Genomic DNA, 24667 nt, shown 5'->3' on the forward strand with positions numbered 1-24667 from the left:
GCATGCATAAGATCGCTATTATATTTTTTATTACGTTGCTCTCGGTTACCAATGCCATACGCGCTCAAACAGGCCGCATTACCAAACTGGGCATCTCTTCCAACGGGAGGTATTTTACCACCGGTGGGAATGCGCCCTTCTTCTGGCTGGGCGATACCGGCTGGTTATTGTTTAATAAATTAACCAGGGAAGAGGCGGAGAAATACCTGGAAGACCGCCGTAAGAAAGGATTCAATGTCATACAGGTAATGGTAGTGCATAACCTTGAACAGGTAAATGCCTATGGTGATTCCGCTTTGATCAACAGAAATGTAGCCACCCCGCGTACCACAACAGGTAACGCTTTTACGGATACTGCGCAATATGATTACTGGGATCATGTGGACTATATCATCGGTAAAGCAGCGGAGAAGGGCTTATACATGGCGCTGGTGCCGGTTTGGGGCTCCAATGTGAAAGCCGGTCTGGTAAGCGAACAACAGGCACGCATATACGCTGCATGGCTGGCCGCCAGGTATAAGAACAAACCCAACATCATCTGGCTGAATGGGGGAGATATTAAGGGCAGTGATGGCATGGAGGTATGGAATGCTATCGGCGCCACGCTCCGCGCACAGGATCCCGGTCACCTGCTCACTTTCCATCCGCGTGGCCGCACACAATCATCCCGCTGGTTTCACCAGGCTTCCTGGCTGCAGTTCAATATGTTCCAGTCGGGGCATCGCCGTTATGACCAGGACACTACCGCAGGCGACCTCCATTACGGAGAAGATAACTGGAAATACATTGAAGCCGACTACCGCCAAACACCCGCCAAACCTACGCTTGATGGAGAACCATCGTATGAAGGGATTCCACAGGGATTACATGATTCCCTCGAAGCAAGGTGGAACGACAAGGATGTAAGGCGCTACGGGTACTGGTCGGTGTTTGCCGGCGCAGCAGGTTATACCTACGGTGATAATGCCGTGATGCAGATGCATGCTTCCACAGATAAAAAAGGAAGCTACGGGGTAACAGACGTTTGGTCCGATGCGATCAATGCACCCGGTGCACAGCAAATGGTACATCTGAAAAATTTATTGTTATCACGGCCTTACTTTGAACGGGTGCCTGATCCCTCACTCATAGCTGGCGACGCCGGCGACAAGTATAACCGCCTGCTGGCTACCCGCGGAAAACAATATGCTTTCATTTATACTTATAACGGCCGCAATTTCCAGGTAAACATGGGCAAAATTGCCGGCGACACGGTGAAGGCGTCCTGGTATGATCCCCGCAACGGTCAGGTAACATTTATCGGTAAATTCCCCAACAAAGGCATCGCCACCTTTGATCCGCCCGGCACCCAACAGGATGGCAACGACTGGGTATTAATACTGGATACCTATGTTCCCGGAAAAAAAGTATACCTGTTCACTTCCTTCAGGGAACCGGCTACTGATGGATTACGTTTGCTGTACAGTTACGACGGTTATCACTGGATGAACCTGGGCCGCTCTTTCCTGCAACCACAGGTGGGAGAAAAAAAGCTGATGCGCGATCCTTCTATGGTGCAGGGGCCGGATGGTACATTTCATCTGGTATGGACCAGCGGCTGGAAAAATGAAAAAGGCTTTGGTTACGCCAGTTCAAAGGACCTGGTGCATTGGTCGGAACAACGCGCTATTGATGTGATGGCACACGAACCTGCTACCGTGAATGTTTGGGCGCCCGAACTGTTTTATGACAAAGCGCAGCAACAATTCATTATTATCTGGGCATCTACGATACCGCATCGTTTTCCCCGCGGGCAGGAAGACGAAGATAATAACCATCGCATGTACTATACCACCACAAAAGATTTCAAAACATTTTCCCCCGCAAAATTATTTCTCGATCCGGGATTTAGCGTGATTGATGCCACCATTGTTCAGCAGGCCGCAGGTAAATATGCGCTGGTGCTAAAAGATAATACCCGTCCCGAAAGGAACCTGAAGATGGCATTCAGTAAGCATCCCATGGGTCCATATACCAATGTTTCAGCCCCGTTTACATCCTCCTTTACGGAAGGTCCTGCCACGGTAAAAGTGGGCAGCGAATGGCTCATTTATTTTGATGCTTATGGAGAGAAATATTACGGAGCAGTAAAGACAAAGGATTTTAAAACATTCACCGGTATATCAGACCAGGTGCAGGTGCCGGAAGGGCATAAGCATGGTTCTATCTTCCAGGTAACAGAAAATATACTGGATGTTTTACAACAACCCACAGCCGATACCGTAAGATATACCGGGCAAACCCGCGTTAATGTCGATTATCATCACGGGCAGCTAAGTCCCGCCATGGGAGTGCATAACATCCAGGTGTTGCGGGCCAACCGCGAACATCCTGAAAAGGCCGAAGGTACCGGCTATACCTATAATCATGCGCCAATGCTGGCTTACCGGGATTCAACTTTTTATCTCGAATACCTGAGTGATGAGGTCAGCGAAAGTGTGGCGCCAGGGCAAACACTACTCGTCACCTCCAAAGATGGTTACAATTGGTCAAAGCCCGTCATCATCTTTCCCCTTTATAAAATACCGGATGGCACTACCAAGCAAGGCTATCCCGGTGTGGCGCATAACCTGTATGCGGTGATGCATCAGCGCATGGGTTTTTATACATCAAAAAAAGGACGGCTGCTGGCGTTGGCTTTTTATGGTATCTGCCTTGATGAAGACGACCGGCCCAATGATGGACAAGGCATTGGCCGCGTAGTGCGTGAAATACTCCCTGATGGCAGCTTTGGTCCCATTTACTTCATCCGCTATAACGCTGCCTGGAATGAAAAGAATACGTCTTACCCACATTACAGTGCCAGTCCCGATAAGGACTTTGTAGCCACCTGCAACGAACTGCTGGCGGATCCGCTGGTAACACAGCAATGGAATGAAGAAGCAGACAGGAATGATCCGCTGATACCGCTTAAAAAACAATACAAAGCCCTCAGCTATTATCATTTGCCCGATGGCAGGGTAGTAGGGCTATGGAAAAATGCACTCACCGCGATTAGCAACGATGGTGGTAAAACCTGGCCTGAATCGGCTGTACGGGCGCCGGGATTTGTAAACGCCAATGCTAAAATATGGGGACAGCGTACGGCCGATGGCCGCTACGCCACCGTGTATAATCCTTCCGAATACCGCTGGCCACTGGCTATTTCTGTAAGTAATAACGGTCTTGATTATACGAATATGTTGCTGGTGCAGGGAGAAATATCTCCCCTGCGTTATAAAGGATATTTCAAAGATTATGGTCCGCAGTACGTACGCGGCATCACAGAAAATAACGGTACACCTCCCGGCGGTAATATGTGGATTACGTACAGTATGAATAAGGAAGATATCTGGGTGGCGCGCATCCCGGTACCTGTAACCGATAAAGCAACCGCACCTGTAAATGATGTGTTTAAGCAGATGTCGCCGGACACAGCATTGCAGCAATGGAACATCTACAGCCCTGCCTGGGCGCCGGTAAAAATGGAGCAATCCGCAAACGGCCCGGTGCTGGCCTTGAAAGATGGTGACCCGTACGATTATGCAAAAGCAGAACGCTTGTTCCCGGAAACGCAGCGGGTAGTGGTGGAATTTTCCGTTACCCCTGCACAAAATAATAAAGGACTCCTGCATGCGGAATTGCAGGATACCAAAGGGAATCCCTGCGTACGGCTTATGTTTGAGGCCGACAGCACATTAAAAGCAAAGGCCGGCGCCAAATTTAAAAACATTATGAAGTACCAGGCCGGCGCTACCTATAATATCCGTATTACCCTGAACACTGCCACCCGTTTTTATACCGTTAACATAAACGGGAAAGATGCATTGACGCAACTTACTTTTGCGCCGGTGCAAAGCGTGGCGCGTATGGTGTTCCGCACGGGTATGCCACGGCACACGCCGGATGCAGATACCCCGGCAGAACAAACTTTTGATCTGCCACACGCAGGGGAACCGGAGCAGCCGGCGGTATTTTATATCGGATCGTTGAAAACAACAGATCCCGATCACAGCTAAACTATTCTATCGAAAACAACGCTTATGACTATACGTATTTTTTGTACAACGATTTTATTGTTCGCTGGTTTACTGGCACAAGGTCAGGCTGGAAATTACCGCGCCGGCATTGTTACCGACGAATTTATATTTGAAAAAGCGGCTTTTCCTTCGTGTCATGCTTCTACCATCGCGGAAACGAAGCAGGGCCTGGTAGCCGCCTGGTTTGGAGGCACAAAGGAAGGACATCCGGATGTGGGCATATGGGTAAGCCGTAAAAAGCAGAGCGGTGAATGGACTGTGCCCGTGGAAGTAGCCAATGGTATACAGCCCGACGGTACCCGCTTTCCCTGCTGGAACCCGGTACTGTACCAGGTACCCGGCGGCGATTTACTGCTGTTCTACAAAATAGGTCCTAAAATATCCGGATGGAAAGGATGGCTGCTCACCTCCAAAGATGGCGGCGCTACCTGGTCAGCGCCGGAAGCCTTGCCCGACGGCTATCTGGGACCGATAAAGAATAAACCGGTACTGTTAAGCAATGGTACCTTGCTTTGCCCGTCCAGCACAGAAGGAGACCGCTGGAGGGTACATTTTGAATCAACAAAAGACAATGGTAAAACCTGGGAGAAAACGGCGCCCGTGGATGGTGGGGACACCTACAATGCCATACAACCCAGCATATTGTTTTATCCGGGCGGAAAGCTGCAGGCGCTTTGCAGAAGTAAGAACCGGGCCATACTGGAGTCCTGGTCAACGGACAACGGCCGCACCTGGTCGTCTTTAGCACCTATGTCGCTGCCCAACAACAATTCAGGAACAGACGCCGTAACCCTGCCCGATGGCCGGCAGCTATTGGTGTACAACCACGTACTGCCACCGGATGGACTGGCCAAGGGCCCACGTACGCCGTTGAATGTATCGCTATCAGAAGATGGCAAAAACTGGAGCGCAGCATTGGTGCTGGAAAACTCGCCCATCAGCCAGTATTCCTACCCGGCGGTGATTTATGGAGCCGATGGATTTATCCATATCGTTTACACCTGGAGACGGGAGCGGATCAAATATGTAAAAGTAGATCCGAAGCAATTACAATTGAAAGCAATTAAAAACGGGCAATGGCCTGAGTAACCTGTCACTACTATGAACCGTCGTCATTTTTTAATCAATACAACCGCTGCTATTACTGCCGGACTGCTGTACCGCAAGGTATCTTTCGCCGCAGCACCGGCAGCGCAACGTTATAAGATTGCTGTTTGCGACTGGATGATCCTGAAGCGGCAGAAGCTGGGCGCATTCCAGTTAACGAAAGACATTGGCGCTGATGGACTGGAGCTGGACATGGGAGGGTTAGGCGCCCGTGAAACGTTTGATAACAAACTGGCTGATCCTGCGATCTGCAAACAATTTATAGCAGAAGCGCGCAGGCTTAACCTGGAGATCTGTTCCATCGCCATGTCGGGGTTTTATGCGCAGTCGTTTGCAGAACGGCCCGGTGTAGACCGCATGGTACAGGATTGTATCAATACCATGCAGCAACTCCAGGTGAAAGTGGCGTTCCTGCCGCTGGGTGTACAGGGCGACCTGGTACAACATCCGGCGCTGCGCCCTGCTATTGTTAAACGGTTGAAGGCAGCGGCCGCGCAGGCAGAAAAGGCAGGCGTGGTTATTGGCATAGAAACCGCGCTGGATGCTGCCGGAGAAGTGCAGTTGTTGGACGATATTGGTTCTCCTGCTATCCAAAGTTATTTCAATTTTGCCAATGCCCTGGAAGCAGGTCGTGATCTGCAAAAGGAACTGCGCATACTTGGCAGAGACCGCATCTGCCAGATTCACTGTACCGATAAAGATGGCGTATGGTTGCAGGACAATCCGCGTATTCATCTCCCTAAAGTAAAACAAACACTGGATGAAATGGGCTGGAGTGGATGGCTGGTGATAGAACGCTCGCGTAATGCACAGGATCCCCGTAATGTAAAATGGAACTTTGGCGCTAACACTGCGTATTTAAAATCGGTTTTTCAACAAGTGTGATCCGCGTCATGAAGAAAATAGTAACCACATTATTGCTGCTCGCTGCTGTTGGCGCCCATGCACAGGAAATACAGCTTTTCGATAACGACTGGCGCTTCCATCGTGGTGGCGCGCAAGGCGCTGATAAGGCAGCTTTTGATGATACGCAATGGCGCACCGTGGATCTGCCGCACGACTGGAGTATAGAAGACCTTCCCGGCACTGCGTCGCCTTTTAACCGTGATGCGGTGAGCCAGGCAAGCGGCGGGTTTACCACCGGAGGTAACGGCTGGTACCGCAAAACGTTTATGGTGCCTGTAACACAGAAAGGTAAACGGATACAGGTACAGTTCGATGGTGTTTATATGAATGCAGAAGTGTGGATTAATGGTAAACGGTTGGGTAAGCACCCTTACGGCTATACGTCATTTTATTATGATATTACTGACCGCATCAAGTTCGGTGAAAAAAATGTGCTGGCCGTAAAGGTCAGGAATGAAGGAGAGAATAGCCGCTGGTACGCCGGCTCAGGCATTTATCGTCATGTATGGTTAAAAGTGATAGACCCCTTACATGTAACACAGTGGGGTACTTATATTACCACACCGGAAGTAAATACCGCTACCGCAAAAGTACATGTACAAACTAAAGTGATAAATGAAACCGGCGGCACTGCTGCGGTGAAAGTAGTGACCCGCCTCCTGGATGCAAACGGAACGGAAGTGGCTACGGCAACGGATACACGAGAATTAGCCTCCAGTGCGGTCATTACGTCGGAACGGGATTTCTTCGCACGCAAACCCGCTTTATGGTCGGTGGAATCGCCGGTGCTGTATACCGCGGTAACAGAGGTTTACCGCCAGCAACAATTAACAGACCGCACCGTCACGCCTTTTGGTATCCGCAGAATTACCATTGATGCTGTGAATGGTTTCCGTTTAAACGGGCAACCGCTGAAACTGAAAGGCGGCTGTGTGCATCACGATAACGGTCCGCTCGGCGCAAAAGCCTACGACCGTGCAGAAGAACGGAAAGTGGAGCTGCTTAAAGCCAGCGGTTATAATGCGGTAAGATGCGCGCACAATCCACCTTCCCCTGCTTTCCTTGATGCCTGCGACCGGCTCGGTATGCTGGTGATCGATGAGGCATTTGATACCTGGGAAGATGGAAAGAATCCTGACGACTATCACCTGTATTTTCAAGACTGGTGGAAGAAGGATGTGGAAAGTATGGTGCACCGCGACCGGAATCATCCTGCCATCATCATGTGGAGCACCGGTAATGAAATCCCCAATCGCGAAAAGCCGGAAGTGGTGGAGGTGGCAAAAGCGCTCAGTAGTTTTATACGCACATTGGATACAACCCGGTTCATTACCTGTGGCGTAAACGGCGTCACGGAAGATAAAGATGCTTTCCTGGCTACACTCGATGTAGCAGGTTACAACTATGCAAGGGATAAATATGAAACGGATCACCAGCGGCTGCCGCAACGCGTGATGTTTGCGACGGAGTCTTTGCCGCTGGAAGCTTTTGACTATTGGATGGGCGTGGCGGATCATCCGTGGGTGATCGGTGATTTTGTATGGACCGCTTTCGATTACATCGGCGAAGCCAGCATCGGGTGGTTGGGATATTGGCAGGAGCAGGGCTTCTATCCCTGGAACCTTGCGTATTGCGGCGATATTGATGTTTGTGGTTGGAAGCGCCCGCAGTCGTATTACCGCGATGTATTATGGAAAGAAGGGCAGGTGTCTGTTTTTGTAAAACCACCGCAGCCGTCGTTTGCTACTAATCCGCATAAGGTGGACTGGAGCCGCTGGGAATGGCATGATGTAATTGCCAGCTGGAATTGGGAGAACACCGCGCAACCATTGGAAGTGGAAGTATATTCCTCCTGTGAGCAGGTGGAGCTGTTGCTCAATGGCCGGTCGCTGGGGAAAAAAGCAACCAACCGTTCCAATAAATTCACGGTCACCTGGCAGGTGCCTTATCAGGCCGGCACACTGAAAGCAACGGGTTATAATGGCGGTAAAGCAATAAGCAGTGCGGTATTGAAAACTGCCGGTGAACCAGCAAAGATTAATATGGTAGCCGATCGTACTGCCATCCGGGCAAACGGGCAGGATTTAAGTTACATCACCGTGGAATTACAGGATACAAATGGTGTTCGTCATACTAAAGCAGACAACCAGGTACACTTTGATGTGGAAGGCCCAGGCACTATTGTGGGCGTTGGCAATGCGAACCCACGCAGTACGGAGAGTTACCAGTTGCCACAGCGTAATGCCTGGCAGGGGAGATGCCTGGTGATTGTGAAGTCTTCCGGGCAGGCGGGAAATATTGTTGTAAAGGCATCAGCATCCGGATTGCAAAGCAGCCAGGTGAGCATTGCAGTGAGATGATGTTATCGCAGCATTACCCGGACATCTTTTTTCCTTTCTTCAGGAACTACTTTCAGGGACAATAGCTGGCCATTTTTTAAAACGCCTTCTACTGTGGTGTTGTAAGGCGCATGCAGTTTAAAATGAACGTCCCATGCAGCCGGCCATGCGGGGAAAAGATAAAGGTGTTTACCATCGGTTTGCAGCAGCATTTCCTGCAGTCCGATCATGCCGGAGCCGCCCTGGTTATGATCCGGTGTCCAGTCGAAACCTGGCCCCCAGAAAGCCGGGAAGCGCGTGCTGGCATTCTTCAGTTTTTCGATAGTATAATAGGCGGCGCTGTCGGTAAGGCCCAGCCGGGCGCAGAAAATATTGTCCTGTTTCCAGCCAACGGCGCTGCGGTGTTTAACAGCCGTGGTATCATACCGCCAGGTGTTAATCGCTGTATCCAGTCCGGGTTTCCCGATGCCATATATGCCATAGGGAAATACCGGGTATAGCTGCGGCGTTTCCTGGTTGTTGATCCGCTCCCAGGATTGGGCCGGCGCAATAGTCGTGTAACCGTTCAGGTTACGATAGGAGAGTAACGGAATACGTTGCCGGAACAACTGCAGTTGTGTACGCGTGCTGTCGGAAAGATATTTGCCTGGTAGCTCCAGCATCCGGTTGGTAACGGTACTTAGCCCGGAGATGGTAGTAGCCGAATTATAGGTCATCTTATACGTTTCTGCTGCCGAGCCGGGATATAGCACCAGGTGGCCATTTCCATCCAGCGCTTTTGAGCCGCGTAACCGGGCCAGGTACTGATAATGTTCATCAAAAAAAGTAAGACAACTTTCTATCAGCGGTATATACCGTGAAATATCTTTCCCGCTGAAGCGCTCCATGTCCAATATCATCAGGCAAAATTCAAGTACGGTATCCCACTCGTATTCCAGCCAGTTGTTGTACTCTACGCCTTTATCAAACCAGGAGGGCCGTTTCCATCCATATTCACTGGCGGCAGGCAAACCAAAATGTTCCATTTGTTCGGTGAAGCAGGCGCCGTTATGTCCCCAGTAAAACCGGCTCCTGACGGTAGCATTTCTCAGCGCGCGCAAATAGAAATCAAATTGGGCGGTCATCATATCAAAGTCGCCGCTTTTGAGCATGGGCCAGTATACCAGGCGCTGGTTCTGCGCGGTAAAGGTGCCGCCTCCCCAATTGCGGTGATCCGGTGTAAAAGGAAATTTCTCATTTACAAATACCGGGTCGTATGTAAAAAGCCCGCCATTGAATTTTGTGGGATAAGCCCCATATGCATTACAGCCCAGCATGTACCGGAACAACTGGTAGTTCCGGCCCGCCTGCCATATGGTATTGGTGGTATCACCGCCCATAAAAATATAGCTCCTGTTCCAGTATTGCTGCCACCATGCAGTGGTTTGCTGAAAGGCGGTTTTTTCCGCTGCGCTGGCTATCCGCAGTTGTTCCTGCAATCCTTTGTACCATGCTTCCTGCGTGGATGTTTGTGCGGTGTGCAACAGCACATTGATGTGATGCGACTTTGAAGAACGGATGCTTTGCAACTGCCAGGACGTATACGCGGTGTTGATGTATCGCCCGGTATCTGTACCGGCGGGCTGCATATCAGTGCCCCAGAGGAAACCACCAAAGGTAAGCCCCTGCTGGGGATTCCACAGTTGTGCCTTTACGGGGTTCAATCCCTGTTGTTGTACCGTGAAGTCAAATATCAGCGCATCATTCCGGTTGCGGTGATAGAACAACACTTTCCTGTCATCAAAAGTAACTTCATCGTGATAAGCGGTAACGGCTACCGGTGCGCTTTTATAACCGGAGCATGCCAGCAGCTCCATTTTTGACATTACCCGGTCGCCGGTTCGCCAGTTCTCATAGCGCGCAGTGGCTGTTACCGGCTGACGGCTGTTCACGTCCACATGTACCACCGGGTGATGCACATCTACCCATACCCGGATCTGTGCCTGCTGTTTTCCTTTACTGCCGGTAATAGCTATGTAGCCCTCCCGCAGATGCAATGTTTGCCGGAATTGTGTTCCTTCCTCAAAAGGATTGGGCGTTAATTTTATCCTTAGCCTGCCCTGCTTCAGAAAGGTATTGTTTTCGTCGAAGGTACCGCTGCGCGACAGGTAACATAACAATTCCCCGTTTTCCATCCATACATTCAGTCCTATATCGCCGCCGCCACAAGGCATGGATTCCGCCGCATTCCGGCTCTGGCTGTTCCAGGTAATATTATAGTTGTCCAGTTCCGGGAGCTGGGCAAAAGAAGGAGAGGTGTGAAGAATAGCGGCTGTGATAATAAGATATCGGAAAATAGTTTTCATACAGATAGTGAGAAGATAAAGTTAACAGAACATTTCCTAATATGCTATACCACGGCGTTCCGGCAACGATTGCGTAAAAAAATACTTTTTTGCATAGATATTTCTGTAGCTTGATTGCGGTAAAGGAGAACAGAATTCCATGTTGATGAAAATATTTACGCGTAGCCTTTTACTGTCCGATAAGTGTTACTTACACAATTATTTAACGGCTGCCATACTGATTCCATTTATATTATTGCTACCGGCCACAACGGTATGCGCGCAAGCGCCCGCCGGTATTATCGACTGGGGTGCAGATAAAATGCTGAACACTTACCTGATGCAGCAAATGCACCTGCAATATGCGGAGCGTAGTAACCGGGTGCAGCAGGCCATGCAATCAGTTGCCGGTGTGCAGGCTTACCAGCAACAGCTTCGTACTTCCTACCGCCGGCTGTTGGGCGTATTGCCGGAAAAAACGCCGTTACAGCCAACGGTCACGGGTATACTCCGTCAGGATGGCTATCATATTGAAAAGATCATTTATCAGAGCTTTCCCCAACATCATGTAACGGCCAGTTTGTATGTACCGGCAGGTAAAGGTCCGTTTCCCGGTGTACTGTTGTTTTGCGGTCATGAGGCAGAAGCAAAGGCTACGCCCTCGTACCAGCAAACCGCTATCCTGTTCGCCAGGCAGGGGTTTGTGGTATTGATGATTGATCCTGTTTCACAAGGAGAGCGGCATCAGCTGACAGACAGCACCGGCCAGCCTTCCACAAGAGGAGGGACTACGGAACATACGCTGCTGAATACCGCAGCGGCCCTGGTGGGCTCCAGTGTGGCCGCTTATGAATTATGGGATAATGAGCGGGGACTCGATTACCTGCTGTCCCGCAAAGAAGTAGATACCGCCAGGATCGGTTGCCTGGGGAATTCCGGCGGCGGCACACAAACCGCTTATTTCATGGCCTTTGAAAACAGGATAAAAGTTGCCGCTGTATGCAGCTACATCACCACCCGTGAAAGAACGTTTGAACTGTCTGGTCCATTGGATGGCTGTGTGCAAATCCCCAATGAAGGTAAATACGGATTGGAGATCACCGACTATATGCACCTGCTGGCGCCAAAGCCCCTGCTGGTACTGGCCGGCAGATACGATTTTGTAGACTATACCGGCGCAGAACAGGCTTATAACGAAGTAAAACAATGCTATACTACCCTGGGGGCGCCGGAACGGATACAATTGTTCACGGTAGACGACGGGCACGGCATATCGCAACCCAAGCGCGAAGCCGCAGCCCGCTGGTTCAGGAAGTGGTTGTACCAGGATGATAAACCGGTACAGGAAGGAACCCTTGCCGTGCTGCCGGCCACCGCACTGAATTGCACCATCACTGGGGAATTAAGTAATAGTATCTCCGGAGAAATAACCCTGCAACAACATTTCCTGCAAACCGCTTCCGCGCTCGCCACCCGCCGTATGCAATTTCAACGCACGGCCACTAAAAAAGTGTTTACAGATACATTGCAGCAATTACTGGGCATCCACGCCCGGCGGAATAAAGTGCAGGTGGAACGTGCCGGCACAGGGCAGCAACAGGAATGGGCATACGAAAAGTTATTGCTGCGCAGCGAAAATGAACCGCCGCTTCCTTTTATACTGATGCGGCCACCGGGCAATAGTGTGGTGCAAAAGGTAGTGATATGCATGAACGACGAAGGTAAGCGCACACTGCTGGACAGCACTGCCCTCCTGCAATCATACCTGCAAAAAGGTTATGCGGTGTTATTGCCTGATCTGCGTGGAATGGGTGAAACTGCCGATGGAGCAGCATTCAATCATCCAAAATTTTATAACAGGGAGTACCGGAATGTGATGTCTTCCCTGCATATTGGCCGGCCATTGATCGGCCAACGCGTAACAGACCTGTTGCTGCTGCTGGACTACCTGCAGTCGGACCAGGTGTTTCAGAAAAGCAGGATCGATATAAAAGCCTCCGGCGCCACTGCGCTGGTAGCCCTGCATGCAGCAGTAATAGATCCACGGATCAACCGCCTGCAAATAGATCAATACCCGGATTCCTTTATCACGATGATCCGCTGGATAATGGAGAAGGACCAATACAGTAACATAATTCCGGGCGCATTGCAATATTATGATGTGCCGGACCTTGTGCGGATGATAGATAAGCGTTTAGCTTTTCTGTAAGCAGCGTAGCAACTTTTTTTAATTCTTTTGATAACCTGTCAATGTCGATCAGATCTCTTTTATTACAAAGCCTAACCATACTAAGTGTGGCATCCTGCTCGTCCGGCAGCAAAAATGCCGTTCCGCCGGAAAGCCTTCCCATGGAGGAAATCAGCCTGGATAATACGGATGCTTTTACGGCAACGGATCATCATTGGCGTATAGCCGGCAACGTATACGCGGACCGGCAGCAACCGCATCACATGGAAATTGCAGCCGGCAAAGGCATCCTGGTGTGTGACCTTTCCGGAAATACGGCAGACAGCACAGAGCTGCGCACCAAACTAGTACATGGCGATCTTGACCTGGAGCTGGATTTCATGTTATCTGCTGATGCGGCAGCAAGTATTCTTTTCCAGGGAAAATATGCATTGCAGCTGAAAGATAGCTGGTTAAAAGACAGCGTTACGAACACAGACTGTGGCGCCATTGAAGGAAGACCGCCTGTATTGAACGCCTGCAAAGCGCCGGGTTTATGGCAGCACCTGTCGGTGAGATATAAGGCATTGCGCCCTTCAAAACCGGATAGCAACGGTGTTTACTCCGCAAGCGAAAGCGGCTTTGCATCCGTGGAACTGAATGGCCGCGCGGTGAGCCGGTTGCAGGTCAGTAACACACACGATACTACATTGCGCGATGTACCGGGACCGCTGCGTTTTATCGTACACAAAGGCCCGGTGGCCTTCCGGAATATCCGTTATAAAACCTATGGCAACGATCGCGCAAAATTAGCGGATATGCGTTACCGTGTGTATAAAGGCGTCTATAAAAATCACGATACACTGCAACAGTTAACACCTGTGAAATCAGGCAGCACTGATTCGCTGACCTTTCATACAGGTGATAAACGCGCCCACTTATTAGTGGAAGGAAAACTCCGGGTGCCGGTAACAGGCCAATACATCTTCAGGCTGCAGGCCGGTGGTCCTGCACGCTTAATGATTGATGGAAATGAGATTGCCAACAACGGTGGTACCCGCGACTATCAGCGTGCTTTTTACGGTGATACTACGTTGGAGAAAGGAGAACATACTTTTCAACTCAGCTATGCCAATTACGACGAAAGCCTGGTACTGCTGTATGAAGGCCCGCATATTCCCTTTACCGCCCTTACTACGCCCGCTTCTGAAAGGATGGCAGAAATATCGCCACAGATGGAATATCCTGTTAGGAATGCCCCGGCAGTACAGCGTGGTTTTATAGAACATCGCGGTAAAGTTAATCCATACTGCATAGCAGTGGGTATGCCCGGCGGATTGAACTACGCTTACGATATGGTTAACTATAGCCCTTTAATGGCCTGGCACGGCCGGTACCTGGATATCGCTGAAATGTGGCATGAACGCGGCGAGAAGCAGCTGGAAAAGCCACTCGGCGCTGCCCTTGAACTGGCAGGCACGCCGTCTATAGCAGAGTTGCAGGCCCCGGATGCCCCCTGGCCGGACTCCATACGGGAAGACAGCAGCAGCTATACCAACCGTGGATATAAACTGTTACCGGATGGATTGCCGGTGTACCTGTATACCCTGCATCAATGGTCTGTGGAAGATTACCTGCATCCCCGCAGCGACCGGAAAGGATTGATCCGTGAGGTGACAGTGACCAATAACGGAAGTACTAACGGGAACGCCTGGTGGTTAATGGCGAGTGGCGGCATCATCGAAAAATTACCGGATGGCAGTTATGCGATCGATGATAAACAATATTATATAGAGACAGACTTGTCGCCGCAGATCGTGCAAAGTAAAGGACAATACCGTTTGTTAGTGCCCTTGCCGGCGGATAGCAAAAAGGTGAACATTCAATATTCCATTATCTGGTAAAAATTATGAGAAGCAAACAACATAGGTCCTTTTTGTTGCTCCTGTGGAGTATGCTGCTACCATACCTGGCAGCTGCACAACAGGAGATGAAGGCCAGGGAAGGTAAATATTATGCTATCACAGACGTGCCCATACCAGACAGCGTAGCGCTGGAAGTAGGCGGCCTCGCATTTACACCGGACGACAAGCTGGGAGTGGCCACCAGGCACGGGGAGATATGGCTGATTACAGATCCCTACCAGAAGAAATCAAGGTATCCACATTATGCCCGTTTTGCAGCAGGCATGCATGAAACACTGGGGCTTGCCTGGCACAACGGTTCCTTTTACACCACACAACGCTCGGAGTTAACGCGTGTTACAGATACAGACAAAGACGGGAAAGCCGATCTTTTTCAAACGGTTGCTTCCTGGCCTTTATCGGGCAATTATCACGAGTATTCCTACGGCCCGCTGTTCCTGCCCAACGGAGATATGATCGTTACGCTCAACCTCTCCTGGATCGGGCGCGGTGCGAGTCTTACCAAGTGGCGCGGCTGGATGATGCAGATAAAACCGGATGGCACCATGAAACCTTTTGCCGGCGGTATGCGTTCTCCGGCGGGTTTTGGATTATCGGAGAATGGGGATATTTTTTTTGCAGAAAACCAGGGCGACTGGATCGGGTCCGGAAGGATCACCCAACTGGACTATGGCGATTTTGCCGGTCACCCTGCAGGTATGCGCTGGTCTGGTGAATACGGATCACCACTGCATTTAAAGCCGCAGCAATTTCCGGATTCCATCGGTATCCTGCACGATTTTGCCCGTAAAATACCGCACTTCAAGGAACCCAGCGTATGGTTTCCGCATACACTCATGGGCACTTCTACGTCAGCAGTCATCAACATCGACTCAGACGCATTTGGTCCTTTTAAAGGCCAGCTACTGGTAGGCGACCAGGGACACAGCAAAGTAATGCGCGCCTTCCTGGAGAAAGTGAACGGCAAATACCAGGGGGCTTGTTTTCCTTTCCTGGAAGGGTTCTCCTCAGGTGTACTGCGGCTTGTATGGGGAAGCGATCATTCGTTATTTGTTGGTATGACCAGCAGGGGATGGGCCTCTACAGGGCCGGCTCCCTACGGTTTGCAACGGGTGAACTTTAAAGGCAACACGCCTTTTGAGATAAAGGCCATGCGGGCGCAAAGTAATGGCTTTGAACTTGAATTTACATCTCCGGTAAATAAAAAACAGGCGGTGAATAACCGCTTATTCCAGGTAACAGGATTTACGTATAGCTATCACAGTAAGTACGGCAGCCCGGTAATTAACAGTCAGCCCTGTGCCGTTGTAAAAAGCGAAGTGTCTGATGATGGCCGCCGGGTGAGGATCTATGTAGAAGGTTTACGCGAGGGATATATTCATGCGCTGGATATAACCGGTCTGCAATCGCAGGCCGGCGTACCACTGTTGCATAATACGGCCTATTATACGCTGAATGCTATTCCGGCTGGAAGCGGCGGGATGCCTGGTTGTGCTATAACACCCAAAAGCGCGGCAGCTACTGCCAATAATAACACTGCCTGTGGCAGTGATCCTTCGAAATGCGTAAATGTGCAGCCGGCCAGCTGGACAAAAGGTCCCGATGTAGTACTCAAAATAGGTACCCTGCCCGGTCTGAAGTTTGATCCGGCTGAAGTGCAGGTGCCGGCGGGAAGCAAAGTGAAACTGGTGTTTAATAATAACGATGATATGCTGCATAACCTCGTGATCGTAAAACCCGGCAAAGGAGATGTGGTAGGAAAACTGGCGATGGATATGGGATTGAATGGTTCCCAGCTCGCCTACGTGCCGCGTTCAGCCGACGTGTTGTTTAACACCTGCCTGCTGCAACCGGAAACATCACAGGGCATTTATTTTATTGCACCGGCAACACCAGGTAATTACCCTTACGTATGTACGTTCCCTGGGCATTATACCGTGATGAAAGGAATATTGAAAGTTGTAAAGAAATAAAGTGATCATGCAACGATTTTTCTATGTTTGTTTATGGATATGCGTGTCGGCCAATAGCTGGGCACAGGACAGGAAAGCTGTATTAAGTACAGATAAACTGAAGAAATATGTTACGCTCTTCAACCGCCTGGATACAGGAGAAGTGAAACAATACATCCCGGATGACCAGGCGGTTGCATGGCTTGAAAGCAATGTGCCGTTATTTGATTGCCCTGATAACGTGATCGAACAAACGTACTATTTCCGCTGGTGGAGTTTTCGTAAGCATCTTAAAAAAACTCCTGACGGGTTTATCTTCACAGAATTTATTATTCCTGTAAAACATGCAGGCAGATATAATGCACTGAGTTGCGCGCTGGGCCATCATATTTACGAAGGACGCTGGCTGCGCGATACACAGTATGTTCATCAATATATCCGGTATTGGCTGGAGAAAGACCAGCAGCAGGCCAAGCCGCGTTTCCACCAGTTCAGCAGCTGGGCGGCGGATGCTATCTATAATTATTATCTCGTAAATGCCGACCGGAATTTTGCCCTGAGCCTGCTGGATTCACTCGATAAAGATTACCGGCTGTGGGAGCAGGAGAGAGGCTTGCCCGACGGCATGTACTGGCAGTTTGATGTGAAAGATGGCATGGAAGAATCTATCAGTGGTTCACGTAAAGAAAGGAATATCCGTCCCACTATCAATAGTTATATGTACGGAAACGCCAGGGCATTGTCGCAGTTGGCTGCTATGGCTGGGCGCGACAGTCTCCGGCAGAGATACGTGCAACTGGCGGCACAACTCAAAGCCGGTGTGCAAAACAGGCTTTGGGATGATACCGCTGCTTTTTTTAAGGTGCAGTTGGCCAAAGGCCCGTTGTCAGGCGTAAGAGAAGAAATAGGGTATATCCCCTGGTATTTCAACCTGCCGGACGATCAGCCTGAATATGCAAAGGCCTGGCGGCAGTTAACAGACCGCAACGGCTTTAATGCGCCCTGGGGGCTTACCACCGCAGAGCAGCGGCATCCGGCTTTTCGCACGCATGGTACCGGTGGTTGCGAGTGGGATGGCGCCATATGGCCCTTTGCCACTACGCAAACATTGAAAGGGCTTGCGAATCTGCTTACGCGTTACCGGCATCATGATGGCATCACTGTGAGTGTATATTTCCGTGCGTTACAAACCTATGCGCGCTCCCATCAGAAAAACGGGCAGCCTTACCTGGGTGAATACCAGGATGAAAAGAGCGGCTACTGGCTGAAAGGTGATGATCCGCGCAGCAGCTATTATAACCACTCCGGCTTCTGCGACCTGGTGATCAGTGACCTGGTGGGACTGAAACCACGCGACGATGAGCAGGTGGAGATATACCCGCTGATACCTGCCGGAACCTGGGACTGGTTTTGCCTGGACCAGGTACCTTATCATGGCCGCCTGCTTACCATCCTGTGGGATAAAACGGGTAAAAAATATCATAGAGGAAAAGGCTTCCAGGTGTTTGCGGATGGAACGAAAATATACAGCGGCGCCAATCTTACACCTGTACTAACGCCACTGTCGCGAAAAAAAGCAGCGTTAACGCTTTGGTATGACCGCCCCGCTGCTAAATGGACCGCCGCATTACCCATTGGCAACGGGCGTTTGGGCGCCATGATCTTTGGGGGTGTAAATGAAGAGCATTTGCAGTTCAATGAAGCTACCTTATGGACCGATGGCCCGCGTGAACATGCGCGGCCTGGTGCAGTGCAATATCTGCCAAAAATCCGGGCGCTCCTCGCTGATGGCCGGCAAAAGGAAGCGGAACAACTGGCGGAAGAGCATTTCATGGGACAGAAAAGCGCGCCGCCGGTATCCCGCTATGAGGCGGATTATCAGCCGTTCGGTGACCTTTGGCTACGTTTTAAAGATACACTGCCCGCCGCAACAGGTTACCGGCGGGAACTGGATCTTGCTACTGCTGTTGCCCGTACCACTTATACCGCCAATAACGTGCAATATACCCGCGAATATTTTTCGAGTGCTCCGCATCAGGCCATCGTTCTGCGGCTGTCGGCTAATAAGCCCGGCAGCATCAGCTTCACCGCTGCATTGAAAAGCCCGCAGCCATTGTATACCACCCGGAAAATAAATGACAGCACGCTGGCGCTTTCCCTGAAGGTACAGCACGGCGTGTTGAAAGGAGAAAGCTGGCTGAAGGTGAGTGTGTCAAACGGACGTGTAGCCGTTACAGATAGCAGCATCACAGTTACTAACGCGAACGTAGCTACGCTATATCTTACTGCTGCTACCAGTTACCGCAATTATAAGGATGTTTCGGCAGATCCGGCGGCGCTGTGCAGGAAGGTTATACAGCCGTTATCATCTTACCAAAACATACGCTCCGCACATATCAAAGACTACCAGCAGTATTTCAATACCTTCTCGGTGGATCTGGGCGAGGGACAAACGCAGTTGCCTACAGACCAGCGGATCAGCCGGTTTACCGCGACTACCGATCCCGCGCTGGCCGCATTGTATATCCAATATGCCCGGTACCTGATGATCTCCGGGTCAAGGCCAGGCGGACAACCACTCAACCTGCAGGGTATCTGGAATGATCAACTGTCGCCGCCCTGGGGCAGTAAATATACCACCAACATTAACCTGGAAATGAATTACTGGCCGGCAGAAGTGTTGCATCTCTCCAAATGTGCAGAACCGCTGTTTACCATGACCCGCGAATTATCCGAAGCGGGCCGCCGCACCGCAGCGGAGCACTACGGCGCTCCGGGCTGGGTGTTGCATCATAACACGGATTTGTGGAGAGGAACAGCGCCTATCAATGCCGCCAACCACGGCATATGGGTTACAGGCGCTGCATGGCTGTGCCACCATCTGTGGGAACATTATCTCTACACAAAGGATAAAGTTTTTTTACAGCAACAGGCTTACCCGGTAATGAAAGCCGCAGCTGATTTTTTTGTAAGTTTCCTCGTGAAAGATCCTGCCACCGGCTGGTTGATCAGCACTCCTTCCAACTCGCCGGAGAATGGCGGCTTAGTAGCCGGTCCCACGATGGACCACCAGCTAATAAGAGACCTGTTCCGGAATTGTATACAAGCCAGCGAAATATTGCACCAGGACGCCGCCTTCCGTGAAACGTTGCAGGCAAAATATAAACAGATTGCGCCCAACCAGGTAGGGAAGCACGGACAGCTGCAGGAGTGGTTGCAGGATGTGGATGACCCGGAAAATCATCACCGCCATGTATCGCATCTGTGGGGCGTGTTCCCGGGCACCGATATCACCTGGGATCAATCGCCGTCCATGATGAAAGCCGCCCGCCAATCGCTTCTTTTCCGCGGCGATGATGGCACCGGCTGGAGCCTGGCCTGGAAGATCAACCTGTGGGCAAGGTTCAAAGACGGAAATCACGCGCTCACCATGATCAACAAATTACTTACTCCCGCGGAAGGCCCTACCGGCAAAGCACACGGAGGATCGTATATTAACCTGTTTGATGCCCATCCCCCTTTCCAGATAGATGGAAATTTTGGCGGCGCTTCCGGCATGGCAGAAATGATCGTGCAAAGCCATATGGATTATATTGAACTACTGCCCGCGTTGCCGGACGCCTGGCCTTTTGGACAGGTCAGCGGCATTTGCGCCAGGGGTGGTTTTGTGCTGGATATCCGCTGGCAACAAGGCCAGCTGCAGCAACTAACGGTAACGGCTACTTTAGATGGGCCCTGTGAATTGCGCTATAAAGAACAACAGGTGAAATTTATGGCGAAGAAAGGAAAGCACTACCAGTTGCAGATGACAGCCGGGCAGTTACAAATCATCAAGCAATGATTTCTCTATGAAAACAATTTATCTTTTTACAGCATTTATCTTTTTCATATACACTGCGCAGGCACAGGAAATAAAACCGGAAGCTACGGAAGACTGGTCCACGCAACCGCCGCAGGTGACGCCCGGTAAAAATGCAGGTCCCCCTTCCGATGCCATCGTGTTGTTTGCAGGGGAAAAAGACCTGGACAAATGGGAGCATGCCGACAGCAGCCCGGTGAAATGGACCGTAAAAGGAAGCGAACTAACGGTAACGCCTAAAGCCAAAGATATCCGTACCAAACAGGCCTTCGGCAATATGCAACTGCACATAGAATGGAAAACACCTGATCCCCGGGAAGACCATGGTAATAGTCGTGGTAACAGCGGGGTACTGTTCATGGGACTATATGAACTGCAGATATACGAGAACTATCAATATCTTCATAAAATCTATTACAACGGGCAGGCAGGCAGTATCTATAAACAATACGCGCCGCTGGTAAATGCCTGTTTGCCACCGCAAACCTGGCAAACATTTGATGTGGTATTTGAAGCCCCGGTATTCAACACCGACCGGTCGCTGAAAACACCCGCCTATATCACGGTATTTCATAACGGGGTATTGATACAATATCATGTAGCTATCAAGGGACCAATGGTGTATGCAGGTTACCCGGAGTATCAATATCATGAAAATAAATTACCGCTGGTATTACAGGAACATAACAGCCGCGTGAGCTTCCGCAATATCTGGTTAAGGGAATTCTAAAAATCATCCACATGAAAAAAATATTATACTTGCTACTCATTATATGCTCCGCCACAGGCGCAATGGCGCAGCAAACATATCCCTCGCAGTTAACGGTGGCTAAAGATGGTAGTGGCGATTATAGCACTATCCAGGAAGCCGTGAATGCCGTCAGGGCTTATTCTCCTGTACCACTTACTATTACTATTAAAAACGGGGTGTACCCCGAAAAGCTGGTCGTTCCTTCATGGGTAACAAACATCACCTTCATTGGTGAAAGCCGCGATAGCACGATTATCACCAATGATGATTATTCCGGTAAGCTGGTGGGAGATAAGAAGCTAAGTACTTTCAACTCCTACACCGTATGGGTGCAGGGCAATGATGTGAAAATAGAAAACCTTACTATCCGGAATACAGCAGGGCGTGTAGGCCAGGCCGTTGCATTGCATGTAGACGGCGATCATTTTGTGATCCGTAACTGTAATCTGCTTGGCAACCAGGATACGCTGCTGACTGCTAACAGCAACAGCTGCCAGTATTATGAGAATTGTTTCATTGAAGGCACCACCGATTTTATTTTTGGCCCGGCTACGGCGTTGTTCCGTCGCTGCACTATCCGGAGCCTTTCCGATTCCTATATCACTGCTGCCTCTACCACAAAGGAGCAGGCCTATGGTTATGTATTCCTGGAATGCAACATCACAGCAGGTAAGGAAGCCAGCAAAGTGTATCTCGGCAGGCCGTGGCGTGCGTATGCCCGTACCGTTTTTATCCGATGTGAAATGGGCAGGCATATTTTGCCGGCAGGCTGGCATAACTGGGATAAAAAGGAAAATGAACAAACTGCTTTTTACGCAGAATATAATAACACGGGAGAAGGAGCCGCTGTTGCAGGGCGGGTTCCCTGGAGCAAGCAATTGAGCGCCAGGGAGGCCAAAAGATATGTGGCGACTAATATATTGGGAGGGTGGAATCCTGTTAACAAAGAAAAATAACTGGTATGAACATACGAAAGATAAGCATCTTAATGGCCGCAGGCATAGGAATAGCTGTACACGCTTTTTCGCAGTACTCCTGGACGCGGTTACCTGAAATAGCATCTCCTGTTTTTAAGAAAGATACTTTTAATATCACCCGCTATGGCGCGGTTCCGGATGGTATTACATTGAATACAACGGCGATCAATAACGCGATCACCGCATGCAGCCGGAACGGTGGCGGCGTGGTGCTGGTGCCGGAAGGGCTCTGGCTCACCGGGCCTGTGGTCATGAAAAATAATGTGAACCTGCATCTGAAAAGTGCCGCTACGCTATTGTTTACACCGGATAAGAGCCAGTATGCGTTGGTGGAAGGTCTTTATGAAGGCCGTTCCGCCGCCCGTAACCAATCGCCGGTAAGCGGCAGCAACCTGCATGATATCGCCATTACCGGAAAGGGTGTGATTGATGGCAACGGTGATGTATGGCGCGCAGTGGGCAAAGGCCAGCTAACCGAAAGTGAATGGAAAAAGAAAGTAGTGTCGGGTGGTGTACTTGGAAAAAACGGAAATGAATGGTATCCGAGTGAGCAATACAAAACGGCTAAGGAACAAGGTATGAGTATGCTGCTGGTACCGGGCAGGCCACTGGAGGAGTATGCCGTGATGAAAGATTTTCTCCGGCCCAATCTTGTAGCGCTGAACAATTGCAAAAGAGTATTGCTGGAGGGCGTAATTTTCCAGAACTCCGCCGCATGGTGCCTGCATCCCTCTCTTTGCGAAGATCTCACTTTGCGTAACCTGCTGGTTAAAAACCCGGCTTACGCGCAAAACGGAGATGGCGCGGACATTGAATCATGCCGCAACTTTTTGATAGAAGGCTGCACCTTTGATGTTGGTGATGATGCCATTTGCATTAAGTCCGGCAAAGATGAAGAAGGACGCCGGCGGGGCAAGCCAACCGAAAATGGTATTGTGCGTAACAGTATTGTGTATAAAGCCCACGGCGGTTTTGTAATAGGCAGTGAAATGAGTGGCGGCGCCCGGAACATTTTTGTATACAACTGTACTTTTGTTGGAACGGACAAGGGACTGCGTTTCAAATCTACCCGCGGCCGGGGAGGCGTGGTAGAAAAGATCTATGCCAAGAATATATTCATGAAAGATATTGTGGAAGAAGCGGTATTTTTTGACCTATATTATTTCGTGAAATTTGCTACAGACAGCCAGCGGGATGAACGGCCACAGGTGAATGAAGGCACGCCGGTATTCAGGGATATGGAATTTGATAACATTGTTTGCAATGGCGCAAAGAAAGCAATTTTTATCCGTGGCTTGCCGGAGATGCCGGTGAAGAATATCCGTATCAGCAATAGTGTCTTTAAAACAACTATCGGCAAAGAATTAACGGATGCAGACAATATTGTGCTCGACAATGTGCGGATGGACACACAAGTGCAGCGGGATACGTCTTTCGCCGTTTGGAGTACCTATCAGAAGCAACGGTTGAAATTTCCATTTATAAAGATTGCATCGCCAACGCCGCCTGCCGGCATGAAACAGGCAATGGATGTGCCTTATCGGGAAGCAAGCGGCCGCAGTTTATTACTGGACGTATTTTATAGTAAAGAAAAGCAGCGCAAACCTGCGGTGCTGCTGATCTTTGGCGGTGGCTGGCATTCGGGTGATAAAACCCATAACCATGCAATGGCAGTGGAGCTGGTGAAAAGAGGATACGTGGCTGTATCAGCCGAATACCGCTTATCCGGGGAAGCGCAATACCCCGCGGCGGTGCAGGATCTGAAGGCCGCTGTAAGATGGATGCGCGCGCATGCCGGTGAATATGGTATTGATACCAACCACATTGCAGCACTGGGTTGTTCCGCCGGTGGGCAGCTGGCTGCGTTAATGGGCGCCACCAACGGAGCGACAAAGTTTGAAGAGGGCAACATGGCTCATTCCTCGGCTGTTCAGGCGGCCATTGATATCGATGGTATCCTGGCATTCAAACACCCGGAGTCGGCGGAAGCCGGCGCGGCGTCTGAATGGCTGGGCGGCACCTATGAAGAAAAGCCGGAGCTATGGAAGGAGGCATCTGCCTTAACCTATGCAGGAAGCAACACGGTTCCCATGCTTTTTATTAACAGCTCCTTTCCCCAGTTTCATGCCGGCAGAAACGACATGATGCGTGTGCTGAAAGAACACCATATTTATTCGGAAGCCCATGAGCTGCCGGATACCCCGCATCCGTTCTGGTTTTTTGATCCCTGGTTTGATAAAACAATGGATTATTCCACGGCATTTCTGCAGAAGGTTTTCAGGTAAAACAGCTACTTTAAAAA

12 protein-coding genes are annotated in these 24667 nt (G+C 50.3%); 11 read left to right on the forward strand and 1 reads right to left on the reverse strand.

Translation table 11 applies throughout. The annotated features are described in order from the left end of the window. Positions 1-2: 2 nt before the first annotated feature. From AB6805_RS28900 to AB6805_RS28915, 4 genes are read left to right on the forward strand one after another with little or no spacing between them, the layout of a single operon-like run. The gene (locus tag AB6805_RS28900) at positions 3-4037 is read left to right on the forward strand and encodes a DUF4038 domain-containing protein (RefSeq protein ID WP_370912911.1); all 4035 of its coding nucleotides are present in this window, start codon (positions 3-5) and stop codon (positions 4035-4037) included. Between the two features lie 24 nt (positions 4038-4061). Beyond that, on the forward strand, positions 4062-5147 hold the full coding sequence (locus tag AB6805_RS28905) for an exo-alpha-sialidase (protein ID WP_370912912.1): 1086 nt from the start codon (positions 4062-4064) through the stop codon (positions 5145-5147). Between the two features lie 12 nt (positions 5148-5159). Next, positions 5160-6050 carry a sugar phosphate isomerase/epimerase family protein gene (locus AB6805_RS28910; RefSeq protein WP_370912913.1) on the forward strand — a complete coding sequence of 297 codons (891 nt, stop codon included), beginning with the start codon at positions 5160-5162 and terminating at the stop codon, positions 6048-6050. An 8-nt stretch (positions 6051-6058) separates the two neighbouring features. Then, the gene (locus AB6805_RS28915; protein WP_370912914.1) at positions 6059-8431 is read left to right on the forward strand and encodes a sugar-binding domain-containing protein; all 2373 of its coding nucleotides are present in this window, start codon (positions 6059-6061) and stop codon (positions 8429-8431) included. A 2-nt stretch (positions 8432-8433) separates the two neighbouring features. Here AB6805_RS28915 and AB6805_RS28920 read toward each other — a convergent pair whose 3' ends face one another. Continuing rightward, positions 8434-10755, reverse strand: coding sequence for a DUF5703 domain-containing protein (locus tag AB6805_RS28920; RefSeq protein ID WP_370912915.1), 2322 nt, complete (start codon positions 10753-10755; stop codon positions 8434-8436). Positions 10756-10900: 145 nt separating this feature from the next. Between AB6805_RS28920 and AB6805_RS28925 the strand changes: the two genes are divergently transcribed. The 7 genes from AB6805_RS28925 to AB6805_RS28955 are packed head-to-tail and all read left to right on the forward strand — an operon-like array spanning position 10901 to position 24650. After that, complete coding sequence (locus tag AB6805_RS28925) at positions 10901-12943, forward strand: alpha/beta hydrolase family protein (RefSeq protein ID WP_370912916.1); 2043 nt, start codon at positions 10901-10903, stop codon at positions 12941-12943. 41 nt (positions 12944-12984) lie between these two features. Then, positions 12985-14805 carry a family 16 glycoside hydrolase gene (locus AB6805_RS28930; protein WP_370912917.1) on the forward strand — a complete coding sequence of 607 codons (1821 nt, stop codon included), beginning with the start codon at positions 12985-12987 and terminating at the stop codon, positions 14803-14805. Positions 14806-14810: 5 nt separating this feature from the next. After that, positions 14811-16799, forward strand: a complete 1989-nt coding sequence (locus tag AB6805_RS28935; protein WP_370912918.1) for a plastocyanin/azurin family copper-binding protein — start codon at positions 14811-14813, stop codon at positions 16797-16799. A gap of 7 nt (positions 16800-16806) precedes the next feature. Beyond that, positions 16807-20619 (forward strand): glycoside hydrolase N-terminal domain-containing protein, encoded by a 3813-nt coding sequence (locus AB6805_RS28940; RefSeq protein ID WP_370912919.1) that lies wholly within the window; start codon positions 16807-16809, stop codon positions 20617-20619. Between the two features lie 7 nt (positions 20620-20626). Beyond that, positions 20627-21367: a DUF1080 domain-containing protein gene (locus tag AB6805_RS28945; RefSeq protein WP_370912920.1), complete on the forward strand. Its 741-nt coding sequence runs from the start codon at positions 20627-20629 to the stop codon at positions 21365-21367. Between the two features lie 11 nt (positions 21368-21378). Then, positions 21379-22344, forward strand: a complete 966-nt coding sequence (locus tag AB6805_RS28950; protein ID WP_370912921.1) for a pectinesterase family protein — start codon at positions 21379-21381, stop codon at positions 22342-22344. Between the two features lie 5 nt (positions 22345-22349). Further along, complete coding sequence (locus AB6805_RS28955; RefSeq protein WP_370912922.1) at positions 22350-24650, forward strand: glycosyl hydrolase family 28 protein; 2301 nt, start codon at positions 22350-22352, stop codon at positions 24648-24650. The last annotated feature ends 17 nt before the right edge of the window (positions 24651-24667 follow it).

The sequence above is a fragment of the Chitinophaga sp. RCC_12 genome (assembly GCF_041360695.1).
Taxonomy (GTDB): domain Bacteria; phylum Bacteroidota; class Bacteroidia; order Chitinophagales; family Chitinophagaceae; genus Chitinophaga.